General features: G+C 52.7%; 9 protein-coding genes and 1 pseudogene. 7 read left to right on the top strand and 3 right to left on the bottom strand.

Annotation, left to right across the window (positions count from 1 at the left end):
- Nucleotides 1-35: 35 nt before the first annotated feature.
- From JW799_RS14070 to JW799_RS14075, 3 genes and pseudogenes are all read right to left on the bottom strand, one after another.
- On the bottom strand, nucleotides 36-4,007 hold the full coding sequence (locus JW799_RS14070) for an immunoglobulin-like domain-containing protein (RefSeq protein WP_240353278.1): 3,972 nt from the start codon (nucleotides 4,005-4,007) through the stop codon (nucleotides 36-38).
- Nucleotides 4,008-4,145: 138 nt separating this feature from the next.
- Nucleotides 4,146-4,868: pseudogene (locus JW799_RS30145) on the bottom strand (GLUG motif-containing protein); the annotation flags it as partial.
- A gap of 452 nt (nucleotides 4,869-5,320) precedes the next feature.
- On the bottom strand, nucleotides 5,321-6,232 hold the full coding sequence (locus JW799_RS14075) for a helix-turn-helix transcriptional regulator (RefSeq protein WP_205430365.1): 912 nt from the start codon (nucleotides 6,230-6,232) through the stop codon (nucleotides 5,321-5,323).
- A 100-nt stretch (nucleotides 6,233-6,332) separates the two neighbouring features.
- Between JW799_RS14075 and JW799_RS14080 the strand changes: the two genes are divergently transcribed.
- The 7 genes from JW799_RS14080 (at nucleotide 6,333) to JW799_RS14110 (ending at nucleotide 12,598) form a co-directional block, all read left to right on the top strand.
- Nucleotides 6,333-6,797 carry a VOC family protein gene (locus JW799_RS14080; RefSeq protein ID WP_205430366.1) on the top strand — a complete coding sequence of 155 codons (465 nt, stop codon included), beginning with the start codon at nucleotides 6,333-6,335 and terminating at the stop codon, nucleotides 6,795-6,797.
- Nucleotides 6,798-6,896: 99 nt separating this feature from the next.
- Nucleotides 6,897-7,466 (top strand): YdeI/OmpD-associated family protein, encoded by a 570-nt coding sequence (locus tag JW799_RS14085; RefSeq protein ID WP_205430367.1) that lies wholly within the window; start codon nucleotides 6,897-6,899, stop codon nucleotides 7,464-7,466.
- 124 nt (nucleotides 7,467-7,590) lie between these two features.
- Nucleotides 7,591-8,286, top strand: a complete 696-nt coding sequence (locus JW799_RS14090) for a metallophosphoesterase (RefSeq protein WP_080834971.1) — start codon at nucleotides 7,591-7,593, stop codon at nucleotides 8,284-8,286.
- Between the two features lie 335 nt (nucleotides 8,287-8,621).
- Nucleotides 8,622-9,719: an iron-siderophore ABC transporter substrate-binding protein gene (locus tag JW799_RS14095; protein ID WP_080834969.1), complete on the top strand. Its 1,098-nt coding sequence runs from the start codon at nucleotides 8,622-8,624 to the stop codon at nucleotides 9,717-9,719.
- Entirely contained in the window at nucleotides 9,712-10,752 is a 1,041-nt protein-coding gene (locus JW799_RS14100) for a FecCD family ABC transporter permease (RefSeq protein ID WP_080834967.1), read from the top strand. Before JW799_RS14095 ends, JW799_RS14100 begins: the two co-directional genes overlap by 8 nt.
- Nucleotides 10,749-11,780, top strand: a complete 1,032-nt coding sequence (locus JW799_RS14105; RefSeq protein ID WP_205430369.1) for a FecCD family ABC transporter permease — start codon at nucleotides 10,749-10,751, stop codon at nucleotides 11,778-11,780. The genes JW799_RS14100 and JW799_RS14105 overlap by 4 nt, the downstream gene beginning before the upstream one ends.
- Nucleotides 11,780-12,598, top strand: a complete 819-nt coding sequence (locus JW799_RS14110; protein ID WP_205430370.1) for an ABC transporter ATP-binding protein — start codon at nucleotides 11,780-11,782, stop codon at nucleotides 12,596-12,598. Before JW799_RS14105 ends, JW799_RS14110 begins: the two co-directional genes overlap by 1 nt.
- The last annotated feature ends 465 nt before the right edge of the window (nucleotides 12,599-13,063 follow it).

The raw sequence follows: 13,063 nt of genomic DNA on the forward strand, positions 1-13,063 counted from the left end.
GGGCTTGAAGCCCATAAGAGGGTTTTTTCTTGCGACTAGATCAATTCGGACTTCTGGAGCAGGCGCTGCATGAGAGTTGCTACTTCCGCACGGGTGATGAACGCTTTGGGAGCCAACTCCGAAGCGCTTCGACCCGTTGACACCCCTGCCTGCAAGCTGTCCGCAATGCCCGATTTTGCCCAGTCGCCGATTTCGTCTGCGTCGGCGTACGCGCCGAGCGCAATCTCGGAAGCTGGAGACGAGAGCTTGTCTTGTAGCCCCGTCAACTGCATGGCCTTCGCGATCATCGTCAGCGCTTGCTCGCGAGTGATCTTGTCCGCCGGTCGGAACGTTCCGTCCTCGAATCCGGTAATCAGATGATACTCGTAAGCCGTCGCGACCGCGCTCGCATACCAATCCGCCGCCTTTACGTCCGAGAACGCCGAGGTTTCATTATCCAGCTTAAGTCCTAATCCGCGTACCAAGATCGCTGCAAACTCGGCTCTTGTGATGTCCCGGTTCGGGCTGAACAGCCCGCTTCCCGTGCCGTCGACGACCATGCGGGACCCCATGTCGTTTGCCGCGACTTTCGCCCAGTGGTTTTCGACGTCGCTGAATTCGACCGGATTCCAGATAACGGAATACAAGCTGTTAGTCAGACTGTTGATGACCGCGTAATACTTCCCGTCGATCATCTCGATCTTGGTCGGAACGTGGCGAACGGTTCCGTCCGGATCGGTTACGACTCCTGTGGTGATGCGGTTAGAATCGACGCCGTCGGGAATGTTGATGGTTCGCTCCACGTAAGCGTCAAACCGGCTGATCTCGACCGTCTGGCCGCCATAGGTACCTTGCACGATAAACTCGACCGGCGGGACGACGAGACTAAAGCCGCCCTGCGAAGCCGTATCCTCCACAAGCTTGACGGCGTCAGCTGTCGGGGTCGCGATTTGAATATGAATCTTGATGTCTTGCAGATTTACTGTTTGCCCTAATTGGCTTGAGATGGAATCAATGTTAATCTGCCGGGCTGGCAGCGTATAGGTCCCTTGTTGCGTCCTGATCTCAACGACCGCTTGCTTCTGCTCCATATTTTTGACCATCTGACCGTTCAGTTCAACGACAACCGCATCCGTTCCGGTATTAACCGGAATGATGACCACGGCGTTCTCTCCCTCTGCCGCGAGCATCTTATCCAGCTTGTCCGGGTCCGCTGCTACGGTGGTGACCGATTGATCGTTGAGGGTCGAGGTTGTCACGGTTCCCGCATTCCCTACTTTGCCGTTGACGAGAACTTCAATTTCGTTTGTTGCCGGTTCGGGCGAGGTTACCGGTGTCGGCGTCGTGATAACCGGAGAAGGATTGGATACCGTCACCTCGCTAAATGCGGTAAACCCGCCGTCAGCTGTCATCGCCGTAATCGTCGCCGTTCCGGCGGCTACCGGCGTCACTACGCCGTATGCTACCGTCGCAACGCTTGGATTGCTCGAACTCCACGTGACGTTTTTGTTCGTCGCGTTCGATGGTGCAACTGTTGCCTTCAGCGCTGCCGTTGCGCCTCCCGCCGTCAAGGTTAATGTCGGCTTATCCAACGTTAGGCCTGTTACGGGTATCGTTGTCGGCGGAGCCGTCTCAATTGCCACCACCGTGACGGTGAACGTTTTGGTCTCGGTTTCGCTGCCTTTCGTAATCGTGGCCGTGAGCGTGACGGTTTGGTCTCCTGTCGTGAAGGAAGGAGGGGTAACGTTTCCGTCTTCTCCGATAACGGCCGGATCGCTGGATGCCCAGGTGATCGTCGTGTCGCTTGCTCCCGCAGTCGGAAGCGTCAAATCCTGGGTGACGCTCGTTTCGCTGTCGCCGCTGCCATAGCCGATTTCCAATGCGGCTTTGGCATTCGCTACGGCTTCGGCATCGGATTCAGGCAGTGCTTTCACCGTGACGGTGAACGTTTTGGTGTCGGTTTCGCTGCCTTTCGTAATCGTGGCCGTGAGCGTGACGGTTTGGTCTCCTGTCGTGAAGGAAGGAGGGGTAACGTTTCCGTCTTCTCCGATAACGGCCAGATCGCTGGATGCCCAGGTGATCGTCGTGTCGCTTGCTCCCGCAGTCGGAAGCGTCAAATCCTGGGTGACGCTCGTTTCGCTGTCGCCGCTGCCATAGCCGATTTCCAATGCGGCTTTGGCATTCGCTACGGCTTCGGCATCGGATTCAGGCAGGGCTTTCACCGTGACGGTGAACGTTTTGGTGTCGGTTGCCGTCCCTTTCGTAATCGTGGCCGTGAGTGTGACGGTTTGGTCTCCTGCCGTGAAGGAAGGAGGGGTAACGTTTCCGTCTTCTCCGATGACGGCCAGATCGCTGGATGCCCAGGTGATCGTCGTGTCGCTTGCTCCCGCAGTCGGGAGCGTCAAATCCTGGGTGACGCTCGTTTCGCTGTCGCCGCTGCCATAGCCGATTTCCAATGCGGCTTTGGCATTCGCTACGGCTTCGGCATCGGATTCAGGCAGGGCTTTCACCGTGACGGTGAACGTTTTGGTGTCGGTTGCCGTCCCTTTCGTAATCGTGGCCGTGAGCGTGACGGTTTGGTCTCCTGCCGTGAAGGAAGGAGGGGTAACGTTTCCGTCTTCTCCGATAACGGCCGGATCGCTGGATGCCCAGGTGATCGTCGTGTCGCTTGCTCCCGCAGTCGGAAGCGTCAAATCCTGGGTGACGCTCGTTTCGCTGTCGCCGCTGCCATAGCCGATTTCCAATGCGGCTTTGGCATTCGCTACGGCTTCGGCATCGGATTCAGGCAGTGCTTTCACCGTGACGGTGAACGTTTTGGTGTCGGTTTCGCTGCCTTTCGTAATCGTGGCCGTGAGCGTGACGGTTTGGTCTCCTGTCGTGAAGGAAGGAGGGGTAACGTTTCCGTCTTCTCCGATAACGGCCAGATCGCTGGATGCCCAGGTGATCGTCGTGTCGCTTGCTCCCGCAGTCGGAAGCGTCAAATCCTGGGTGACGCTCGTTTCGCTGTCGCCGCTGCCATAGCCGATTTCCAATGCGGCTTTGGCATTCGCTACGGCTTCGGCATCGGATTCAGGCAGGGCTTTCACCGTGACGGTGAACGTTTTGGTCTCGGTTTCACTGCCCTTCTTGATCGTAGCCGTGAGCGTGACGGTTTGGTCTCCTGCCGTGAAGGAAGGAGGGGTAACGTTTCCGTCTTCTCCGATGACGGCCAGATCGCTGGATGCCCAGGTGATCGTCGTGTCGCTTGCTCCCGCAGTCGGAAGCGTCAAATCCTGGGTGACGCTCGTTTCGCTGTCGCCGCTGCCATAGCCGATTTCCAATGCGGCTTTGGCATTCGCTACGGCTTCGGCATCGGATTCAGGCAGGGCTTTCACCGTGACGGTGAACGTTTTGGTGTCGGTTTCGCTGCCTTTCGTAATCGTGGCCGTGAGCGTGACGGTTTGGTCTCCTGTCGTTGACGATGGAAGGGTGACCTTTCCGTCTTCTCCGATAACGGCCAGATCGCTGGATGCCCAGGTGATCGTCGTGCCGCTTGCTCCCGAAATCGGGAGCGTCAGGTCTTGCGTGACGCTCGTTTCGCTGTCGCCGCTGCCATAGCCGATTTCCAATGCGGCTTTGGCATTCGCTACGGCTTCGGCATCGGATTCAGGCAGGGCTTTCACCGTGACGGTGAACGTTTTGGTGTCGGTTGCCGTCCCTTTCGTAATCGTGGCCGTGAGTGTGACGGTTTGGTCTCCTGCCGTGAAGGAAGGAGGGGTAACGTTTCCGTCTACTCCGATGACGGCCAGATCGCTGGAAGACCAGGTAATCGTCGTGCCGCTTGCTCCCGAAATCGGGAGCGTCAGGTCTTGCGTGACGCTCGTTTCACTGTCGCCGCTGCCATAGCCGATTTCCAATGCGGCTTTGGCATCCGCTACGGCATCGGCATCGGTCACAAGAGGCTGAAGTGCCGGATACTGCCCGCCACTTATCTCCCATACGGTCTCGAAGTCCCAACCCGCGCCGGTGAACGTAGATTTCGTCTGCATTTCAGCGGTCGATTTCGGATCGCCTTTCCCTGTATCCGTTTGTTGAGTGGTTGTAGTGTCATAAAAACTGGAAGTTATCGTTCCGGAATCATTATTTCCAATCAGACCTCCGACTGGGGCGGTGCCGCTCACCTTACCGGCGGCATAACTGTTGATGATTTGTCCCCTGTAATTTCTTCCTATGAGCCCGCCAACGTTTCCGGCACCCTTCACCTCTCCGGTAGCGTAACTATTATCGATGACGGAAGCCGCATTAGCGTATCCGCTCAATCCGCCGACATAATTGTAGCCGTTGCCCGTTACTGTGGCGCTTGAGGAACTTTTGCTGATTTTCCCATAATTATCTCCAACTAATCCGCCAACATAATTACCGGCACTTGACACATTCCCGTTGACAGAGCTATAGCTGATGTTTCCGCCATGATTTCTGCCAACTAAGCCGCCAACTGTCAACCTTCCTGTTACATTTACATTTACCAGTTTGACATTTTCGATTTTTCCGTAACTGCCCACCCAACCGAATAACCCAACATTGTCGATATCCGTTCGATTAATCGTCAAGTTAGTGATTGTATGACCGGCTCCGTCAAAACGACCTAAAAAATTTGCCGAGGCATTTCCTATCGGCTCCCAATTCGAATAACTGCTCAAGTCGATATCATTGCCGAGCTTATAGGAAGAACCAAGTTTATCCCTGACGCTATTGAGTTGATCGGCGTCCGTGATGATATACGGATCAGTTGCAGTTCCCGAACCTGTCATGGGCGTCCCCGCCGCATCGGCCGGGTGACTGTACAAGAACGGTTGGATGATAGAAAGCAGCATTAACAAAAACAATCCAAGTGAAATTCTGCGTTTCATGTTTTTCTCCCTTCGAATGATGTCAAAAAATGACGAAAGTCTAAGGACAGGATACCGATCATCGCTTAACAAACGCTTAAAGCCCTCCTTGAACGATCACTGAAATACCGGCGAAGAAATACGCGATGTGCTGGACGAAGCCATTCGTTATTCGCAAGGAATTACGCAGTCGACAGGCGCCCCTATTCGTGCATTTGAGATATGACGTTTACCTAAATGCAGAAGAGGGCGTCAAGAGCGCGTACAATATTGAAGTAAAAGATCGGGAGACAAGGCCGAATCGTCAAAAGCAAGCGAAGCGCCTGCAAGCGAGTCTTCCGAAAAGAACGAAGCTTTAACACCTATACCGTGGCCGAGGGAGATAATCTCTTCAGAATTGCTCAGGCGGAATTGGTAAAGAGGGGAAGAACCCCTCTTTTTTTTTCATCCTTAATGTCGGTTTGAATCCATATTTAAGCATAGTTCTCCATCATGCTGGTTAAATAATTACAAAAGTCCGCTACGTAAGATTTGGGCTCTATGATTTTCAGATGGGTGCCGAAACCGGCTAAAAATTGAAATCCTACACTGTTTTGAGGAATATGAACGGTGGCTAATAAAAATTCGGAACTATAATTCTCAATGCTTTTTCGACCGTACCTTTCCATGAATTGATCTTTTATGCTGGGCGATATCAATGCCTTAACCGCGACGAGCTGCGGTTGAAAGCTTGCTTCGCGTTCTTGTTCCGACCAATCGCTTCTAGGGTGAAACGTTCTTTCATCCATCGCAAGGTGATCGATCCGGGATAATTTAAACGTGCGATATCCCTGACGATGCAAGCAGAATCCTTTCAGATACCAGCTCGATTCGCTAAAATGTAGCTCGTATGGCTCGACCGTGCGATTCGTTACAGCGCCATTTTTATCGATATAATCAAATGAAACCAACCTTCTCTTCGAGATGGATTCTTGGCATATTTTCAAGGTTTGAACCATTTCGGACCGGCCCTCCCAATCATAGAACGACAGTTGAATGGAACGATTCCGAGACAAGGGGCTAACCATGGCTTCTATTTTTTTTATCGTCAATTCAACTTCTTCGCTAAGGAGAATTTGCTCCAATCCGCCAAGCGCAGTCAATATATTCTCGATGTCGGTATTGCTTAGTAGACGTTTATCCACCTTATATTCATCCATAATGCCGTAGCCGCCATTCACCCCGTTGATCGAATAGATCGGAATGTTGGACAAGCTCAGGGTTTCCATATCGCGAAGGATCGTTCGTTTGGAAACGTTAAATAATTGCGCGAATTCGCTTGTTGGAACGACCTCTTTTTTCAGCAGGATCATGATGATCGAAATGAGTCTCTCGACCTTGTCCATATTCGCCCTCTTTTTCTTTGTTTTATCTCACAACGGTGACAATAAGCTGTCACCTTTTATCCATTATACTACATGTATCTTAAGAAGGAGGTATTGCTTTATGCCAGCTATTGCCTATTTGAATTTTGATGGAATTGCCGAACAAGCGATTGAATTTTATTCGGGGGCGTTAAAGGCGACTGAAGTGAAGAAAGTGAAATTCAAGGACTTCCCGCAAGATCCAAACTATCCGATGCCGGAAAATGAGTTAAATATGATCATGGAGTCATCGATCGAATTCGGCGGCGGGAAAATCATGATGTCGGATCTTTTGCCTTCCATGAAGACGGTAACGGGCGAGTTGACGAAAGGGAGCAACGTATGGATCAGTCTGGTCAACGAGGATAAGCAAGAACTGGAGGAATACTTCAATCGTTTGTCTGTCGGCGGCCATGTGATCATGCCGTTATCCGATACGCCTTGGTCTTCGTGCTTCGGCATGCTGGTGGATCAGTTCGGGGTCTGCTGGAAATTTAATCGCGACGCGGATAAGTTTCTGGATAACGTCATAGCCAAGCAAAAGTAACCCGCTCCCCAAAAAATGGTCTTTCATGAGGCCATTTTTTTAATTCGATCTTTGTATATGTGCAGCGACCTTGCTGATTGGAAAAGGGGGATTTGATTGATGGAAATTGAAAATCGGGTTCCGGCAACATCGAGAAAGGATCTAAGGAACTGGCTGCAGGAGAACGGCAAGACGGAAAAGTTTTGCTGGGTCCCGGTTAGCATGACGCCTACCCCTGATCGATTGTTATATTTGGACGCAGTCGAGGAAGCGTTGTGCTTTGGATGGATCGACGGAGTCAAAAAGAAAATTTCCGAAACGGAGCTGGCTCAAAGACTGTCTCCCCGAAGCAAAAAAAGTTCATGGACAGAATTGAATAAAGAACGTGTCCGCCGCCTTGAAAAGTTGGGGTTCATGACAGACGAAGGGAGAAGGGTTCTTCCCGATCTGGATCCCCGTTCTTTTCGAATAGATGAGGTTATCGAGCAAAGGCTGAAAGAGGATAAGCAAGTCTACGATCATTTCATGGCATTTCCGGATCTCTACAAAAGAGTTCGGATCGACACGATCCAAAGCATCAAGAATCAGCCGGAATTGTTCAGGAGCAGATTGGACAAATTCATAGCAAACACAAGAGAAAACAAAATGTACGGCCAATGGAACGATCATGGGCGTCTGCTGAATTATTAAGATTTGGATGCTCAGGGGCTTTTCAAGCCTTCAGGTCAGGAAAGAACGGTCCGCCCAATCAATACTTTCACTCTACTCAGTAGTACCTTTATAATGAAGATGTATTCGATAGGAGGTGGAATGATTGAAATATTTTATTACGGATCTACACGGTGAGTACAACGGACTGGAAATCCTGTTGAAGCATGCAGAGATCGATTTTGCCAAGGACCAGGTTGTGTTCGGCGGCGACTATATCAATCGAGGGAAGCAAAGCGGTAACGTCATCAAGCGGATAAAAATGTTGTCCCAGGCTTATCCCCAAAATGTAGTTGCCCTGATCGGCAATCACGAGGAGATGGCGAGGGATTATTATCTGAGCGGAGACAAGCTGTGGCTAAGCCACGGAGGGCGGGAAACGTTAAGGGACTTCGAGAAGACATTTTCCGGAGCCGAATTGAAAGAACATGTTGAATGGGTATGCAATCTTCCGATGGTTTACGAAGATGAAGAGTTCATCTATACGCATGCCGGTTTGAATCCATACGAGCCGCTGGATAAACAAAGCAGAGAAATCCTTTGGATGCCGGAGTCCGACTTTTACAGTATCTCAAAGGAGCACTTGTTCAGCTTAACGCGAAATAAACCGGTGATTCACGGCCATACGCCTGTCGAGCGAATTTATTTTGATGGGGGGAGGCTTAATTGCGATCTGGGAAGTCATACCTATTTCATTGAAGAGGAAAGAGGGCTTGCGCTGGTCGATTTGAGCCGAATGACTTACTTTGTTTATAAACAGTTTACAGGCAAGGTTGAAAAGCGGAAAATATCAAGATTTTAATACCGCATTCCTAAGGGGAACGAGTTTATTTTAGTATGCAGGAAAGCTTAATTCTATAGACGGTTTGGCGAATGCAAGCCGGATTCTACCCTCCACTTTTGCCCTGTTCGGGCCCTGAATGACGCCCCTCCAATCGGTCGAGCCAGGCCGAAACTACAGCGAAGAAACTTCTTGACCATCTAGTTTTAATTCGGCATTATATTCCAGCTTTTTATTGACAGATAGGCGAAAACACGGTATATTTATTTACTGTGCAATTGATAATCATTATCAAGGAACTTCGACATGGATGCAAGCAAGAACAAATATATTTTTGAGAAGGATGGATACGCGGAATGAATGCAACGAAAAGGAAATCCTTAATGACCTTATGGGTCTCGGCCATGATTCTGGTCCTGCTGGCCGCTTGCTCGGCCAATTCCTCCAATGGCGAGTCTTCGCCATCTCCGTCCGGTAGCGCGGCGGCAGCTACGGAAACGCCATCTTCGGAAGCTCCGGCATCTTCGGAAGCCGCGGTTGAATATCCGATCGTCATCCAGCATGCGCTTGGCGAAACGATCATTGAAAGCAAACCCGAACGCGTGGTGACCATTCAATGGGCCAACCACGATGTCGCTCTGGCGCTGGGCGTTGTTCCCGTCGGCTTCTCCGCGGCGAACTTCGGCGTTCAGGACGGCAGCGGACTGCTGCCCTGGACCAAGGAAAAGCTGGACGAGCTTAACGTAACCGAACCAAACGTGTTCCAGGATACGGACGGCCTTGACTTCGAAGCGATCTCCGACGCCAACCCGGACGTGATCCTTGCGGCCTATTCCGGCATTACGCAGGAAGATTACGATTTGTTGACGCAAATCGCTCCCGTTGTCGCATATCCGACGGCTCCGTGGGCGACAACATGGCGAGAGCAGGTGACGTTGAATGCGACCGGCATGGGCATGGCCGCCGAAGGCGAGCAGCTCATTAAGGATACGGAGGCTTTGGTGAGCGAAAAACTGAGCCAGTACCCTCAATTGAAAGACAAAAAAATCGTTTGGGTCAATTTCAACGCGCAGGATTTGTCCAAACTGCATATTTATACGCCCATCGATTCGCGCGTTTCCTTCCTGCATGAAATGGGACTCGTCTATCCGGAAAGCGTCACGAGCCTGATTACGGACCCTAACAGCTATTCCTTGTCGTTGAGCGCGGAAAATGCCGAGGCTCTAAACGACGCGGACATTCTGGTCGGTTATGGCAACGACGAGTTGTATCAAGCCGTTAAAGCGGACTCCCTGTTGGGCAAAATCCCTGCAATCGAAAGAGGATCGGTCGCGTTTATCGACAGCGACACGCCTCTCGTAGCCGCAGGCACGCCAAATCCGCTGTCGATCGCCTACACGATCGATGAATATTTGAGCCTGCTTGGAGCCGCCGCCGACAAAGTAAATGAATAATTCATCGATTTCGAACACCGCTCGGCTAAACGCGCATATCCCGAGGAGATTCCCCCTGGTTCTGACCCTAGGCCTCCTCCTCCTCGGGGTGAGCGTATTCGCTTCTTTGGTCTTCGGCTCCCGGCCGGTCCGCATTCACGAGCTGATCGACGGTTTGTTCCGCCCGGAAGCCGATTCCTACGGGGCAAACATCGTACGGAAGAGAATATCCCGGACCGTCTTCAGTTTATTGAGCGGCGCGGCGCTTGGGGTTTCCGGATCGCTCATGCAATCGGTCACGCGCAACCCGCTTGCCGATCCCAGCATTCTGGGCGTCAATACGGGAGCCTCGCTATTCGTGGTGATCGGCATGGCTTTTTTGGGCATAACCACCGCGAATCAATATATATGGCTAGCTTTAGCCGGGGCTGCGATTACGGCAGTCTTCGTGTTCGGAATCGGCTCGATGGGGCGTGGCGGCGCTACGCCCATTAAGCTTGTTCTGGCCGGAGCCGCCGTAAGCGCCGCCCTTGCTTCGCTTGTTTCCGCGATTCTGATCCCGCGTTCCTATGTCATGGATCAATTCCGATTCTGGCAGGTGGGAAGCGTGGGGGCGGGCACCTGGGACAGCATCGGAACGTTCGTCCCGTTTCTAATCGCAGGCTTGCTCATCGGATTTATTGCGGCGCCGGCGCTCAACGCCCTCGCGCTTGGCGACGACGTCGCGACGGGACTTGGCGTGCGGACGGGAACGCTTCGGCTGATCGCGGCGATGGGGGGCGTCTTGTTATGCGGGGCGACCACCGCGCTCGCCGGCCCTATCGGGTTTATCGGTCTTTTAGCCACGCACGCCATTCGCCTGATCCTTGGACCGGATTTGCGCTTCGTCATTCCGATGTCGGCCCTCGCGGGAGCGATTATTTTGACCCTGTCGGATGTCGCCGGAAGGCTTCTCGGAAGTCCCGGCGAGCTTGAAGTCGGCGTCGTTACGGCGTTTATAGGCGCCCCTATCCTTATCATTCTAGCGATGAGATCGAAAGTGCGGTCATTATGACAAATCCATCTATTGCAATAATTGCGGCGGGCAGGCGCCAAAGGCGCCGCCGTTTTATTCTCGTCACAGGCCTCCTGTTCCTTCTGGCGTGCGTGCTTTGCTGCGCCATGCTTTTACTCGGGAACACGATTTATCCGGTCCAGGAGGTCGTTCGCGCGCTGACGGGAGATTCCGTCAAAGGCGTGTCGTTCGCAGTGAACACGATCCGCCTTCCGCGAATGCTGGCGGGCCTGTTCGCAGGCTTTGCCTTCGGCATTGCAGGCTATACCTTTCAAACCATGCTGCGCAATCCGTTGGCGAATCCCAACGTCATCGGCATTACGTCCGGCTCCAGCGCGGCCGCCGTTTTCTGCATTACCGTCCTCAACGCGAACGGTTCGGTCATTTCCGCGGCCTCGGTCATTGCCGGGCTGGCTACGGTGCTGTTCATTTATGCATTGTCGAGAGGAAAGGCCTTTTCCATCGGGCGGCTCATTCTGATCGGGATTGGCATACAAGCGATGCTGGATGCCCTGATTTCCTATCTGCTGCTGGTCAGCGACGAGCAAAACGTTCCCGCGGCGGCAAGATGGCTCGCGGGCAGCCTTAACGGCTCCCAAATGAGCGAGCTGGCGCCTCTCGTCATTGCCGTCGTCGTCTGTACGCCGATCATTATGGCGCTCGGCAAGCATCTCAGCCTATTGGAGCTTGGAGAGCAGTCGGCTTTTTCGCTCGGCGTCAGCACGGACAAAACAAGGATCGGGCTTATCGTCGCCTCCGTCTGCATGATCGCGATCGCTACGGCCACCACGGGACCGATCGCCTTTGTTTCCTTTCTTTCGGGGCCGATCGCAAAAAGATTGGTCGGCGCAGGCTTCTCCGGCGCCCTTCCGGCGGGCCTTGTCGGCGTCAATCTCGTTCTGGCGTCCGATCTGGTGGGGCAATTCGCCTTCGAGTACAGGTTCCCCGTCGGCATCATTACGGGAATACTCGGCGCGCCGTATCTGATCTTTTTGCTCATCCGCATGAATCGAAAGGGAGAATTGTGATGAAACCGACGCATACGTTTCAGGTCGAAAATCTCGTCGCCGGCTATGAAAATAAAACGGTCATCCACGATGTGGGCCTGGTCGTACCCGGCAACAAAATAAGCGTCATGATCGGGTCGAACGGGTGCGGGAAGTCTACGCTCCTGAAAGCGATGGCGCGGCTGATCAAGCCCGAGTCCGGGTCCATTACCCTTGACGGCAAGCCGATCGGCAAATTTCCGCCCAAGGAATTGGCTCGTGTCGTCGGTCTGCTGCCGCAATCTCCGATCGTGCCGGAGGGCATTTCGGTGGCGGATCTGGTCGGACGAGGCCGGTTCCCTCACCAGTCTCTGCTTGGCGGCTGGTCGAAAAAGGATTACGCGGCCGTTGCCGAAGCCATGGAAATCATGAATATTACCGAATTCGCCAACCATCCTATCGACGAGCTGTCGGGCGGCCAGCGGCAGCGGGTCTGGATTGCGATGGCTCTGGCGCAGCAAACCGATATACTGTTTCTCGACGAGCCGACCACCTTCCTGGATATTACGTACCAGATCGAGATTCTGGACCTGCTCACCGACATTAACCGAAAGCACGGAACAACCATCGTCATGGTGCTGCACGACATCAACCTGTCCGCGCGGTACGCCGACCATATCTTTGCCCTGCAAGGCGGCAGGCTCGTCGCCGAGGGCGCGCCGTCAACGGTCATTACAAGCGAGTTGATCAAGGACGTGTTCGGGCTGGACTGCACGGTGATCGAGGACCCCGTCTCGGGCTCCCCGTACGTCATTCCCATCGGGCGCCATCATGTCAAAGACGCCGTAAGGACGACATAAAGGGTGACAATGCAATAAAATCTCCGGTAATAAGATCGCCCCGCCGCGATGCTTTGCCGGATTTTTTCTTTTTCGCTTAAGCAGGAACGAAACGCCAAGCGGTGGACAGTATTGTAAGGGAAGATACCCTATGTATTGAGTTGTTAATGTTAAGGATGTCCGAAAACTCTACGAACATTGCCCTCGGTAATATTCAGGATGCGATAGAGAGAGTTGATCGTTCGATCAGATCCTTTTTTTCTGAAATGACCAATAAGCTTGATTATCTCAATATTAACCTTACCGTGCTCAACGTTTTGATTGGCGCACTTGTCGTTATTTCGTTTTTGAGGTTGTTGAGAGAATGGAATAAAACGAAGTAGCGCCTTCAAGCAAAAGCTATCGGTGTTATATCCTGCTCGATGAATAATACGAGAGGGGGATCGGTATTCGCACCAGCCGAACGAAGAGTTCTTCTATCCGTAT

The organism is Cohnella algarum (assembly GCF_016937515.1).
In the GTDB taxonomy this organism is placed as follows: Bacteria; Bacillota; Bacilli; order Paenibacillales; family Paenibacillaceae; genus Cohnella; species Cohnella algarum.

Excerpts from the sequence above, each read along its gene's own strand:
- JW799_RS14070 (WP_240353278.1), bottom strand. The coding sequence starts at position 4,007 with ATGCAGACGAAATCTACGTTCACCGGCGCGGGTTGGGACTTCGAGACC.
- JW799_RS14075 (WP_205430365.1), bottom strand. The coding sequence starts at position 6,232 with ATGGACAAGGTCGAGAGACTCATTTCGATCATCATGATCCTGCTGAAA.
- JW799_RS14080 (WP_205430366.1), top strand. The coding sequence starts at position 6,333 with ATGCCAGCTATTGCCTATTTGAATTTTGATGGAATTGCCGAACAAGCG.
- JW799_RS14085 (WP_205430367.1), top strand. The coding sequence starts at position 6,897 with ATGGAAATTGAAAATCGGGTTCCGGCAACATCGAGAAAGGATCTAAGG.
- JW799_RS14095 (WP_080834969.1), top strand. The coding sequence starts at position 8,622 with ATGAATGCAACGAAAAGGAAATCCTTAATGACCTTATGGGTCTCGGCC.
- JW799_RS14100 (WP_080834967.1), top strand. The coding sequence starts at position 9,712 with ATGAATAATTCATCGATTTCGAACACCGCTCGGCTAAACGCGCATATC.
- JW799_RS14105 (WP_205430369.1), top strand. The coding sequence starts at position 10,749 with ATGACAAATCCATCTATTGCAATAATTGCGGCGGGCAGGCGCCAAAGG.
- JW799_RS14110 (WP_205430370.1), top strand. The coding sequence starts at position 11,780 with ATGAAACCGACGCATACGTTTCAGGTCGAAAATCTCGTCGCCGGCTAT.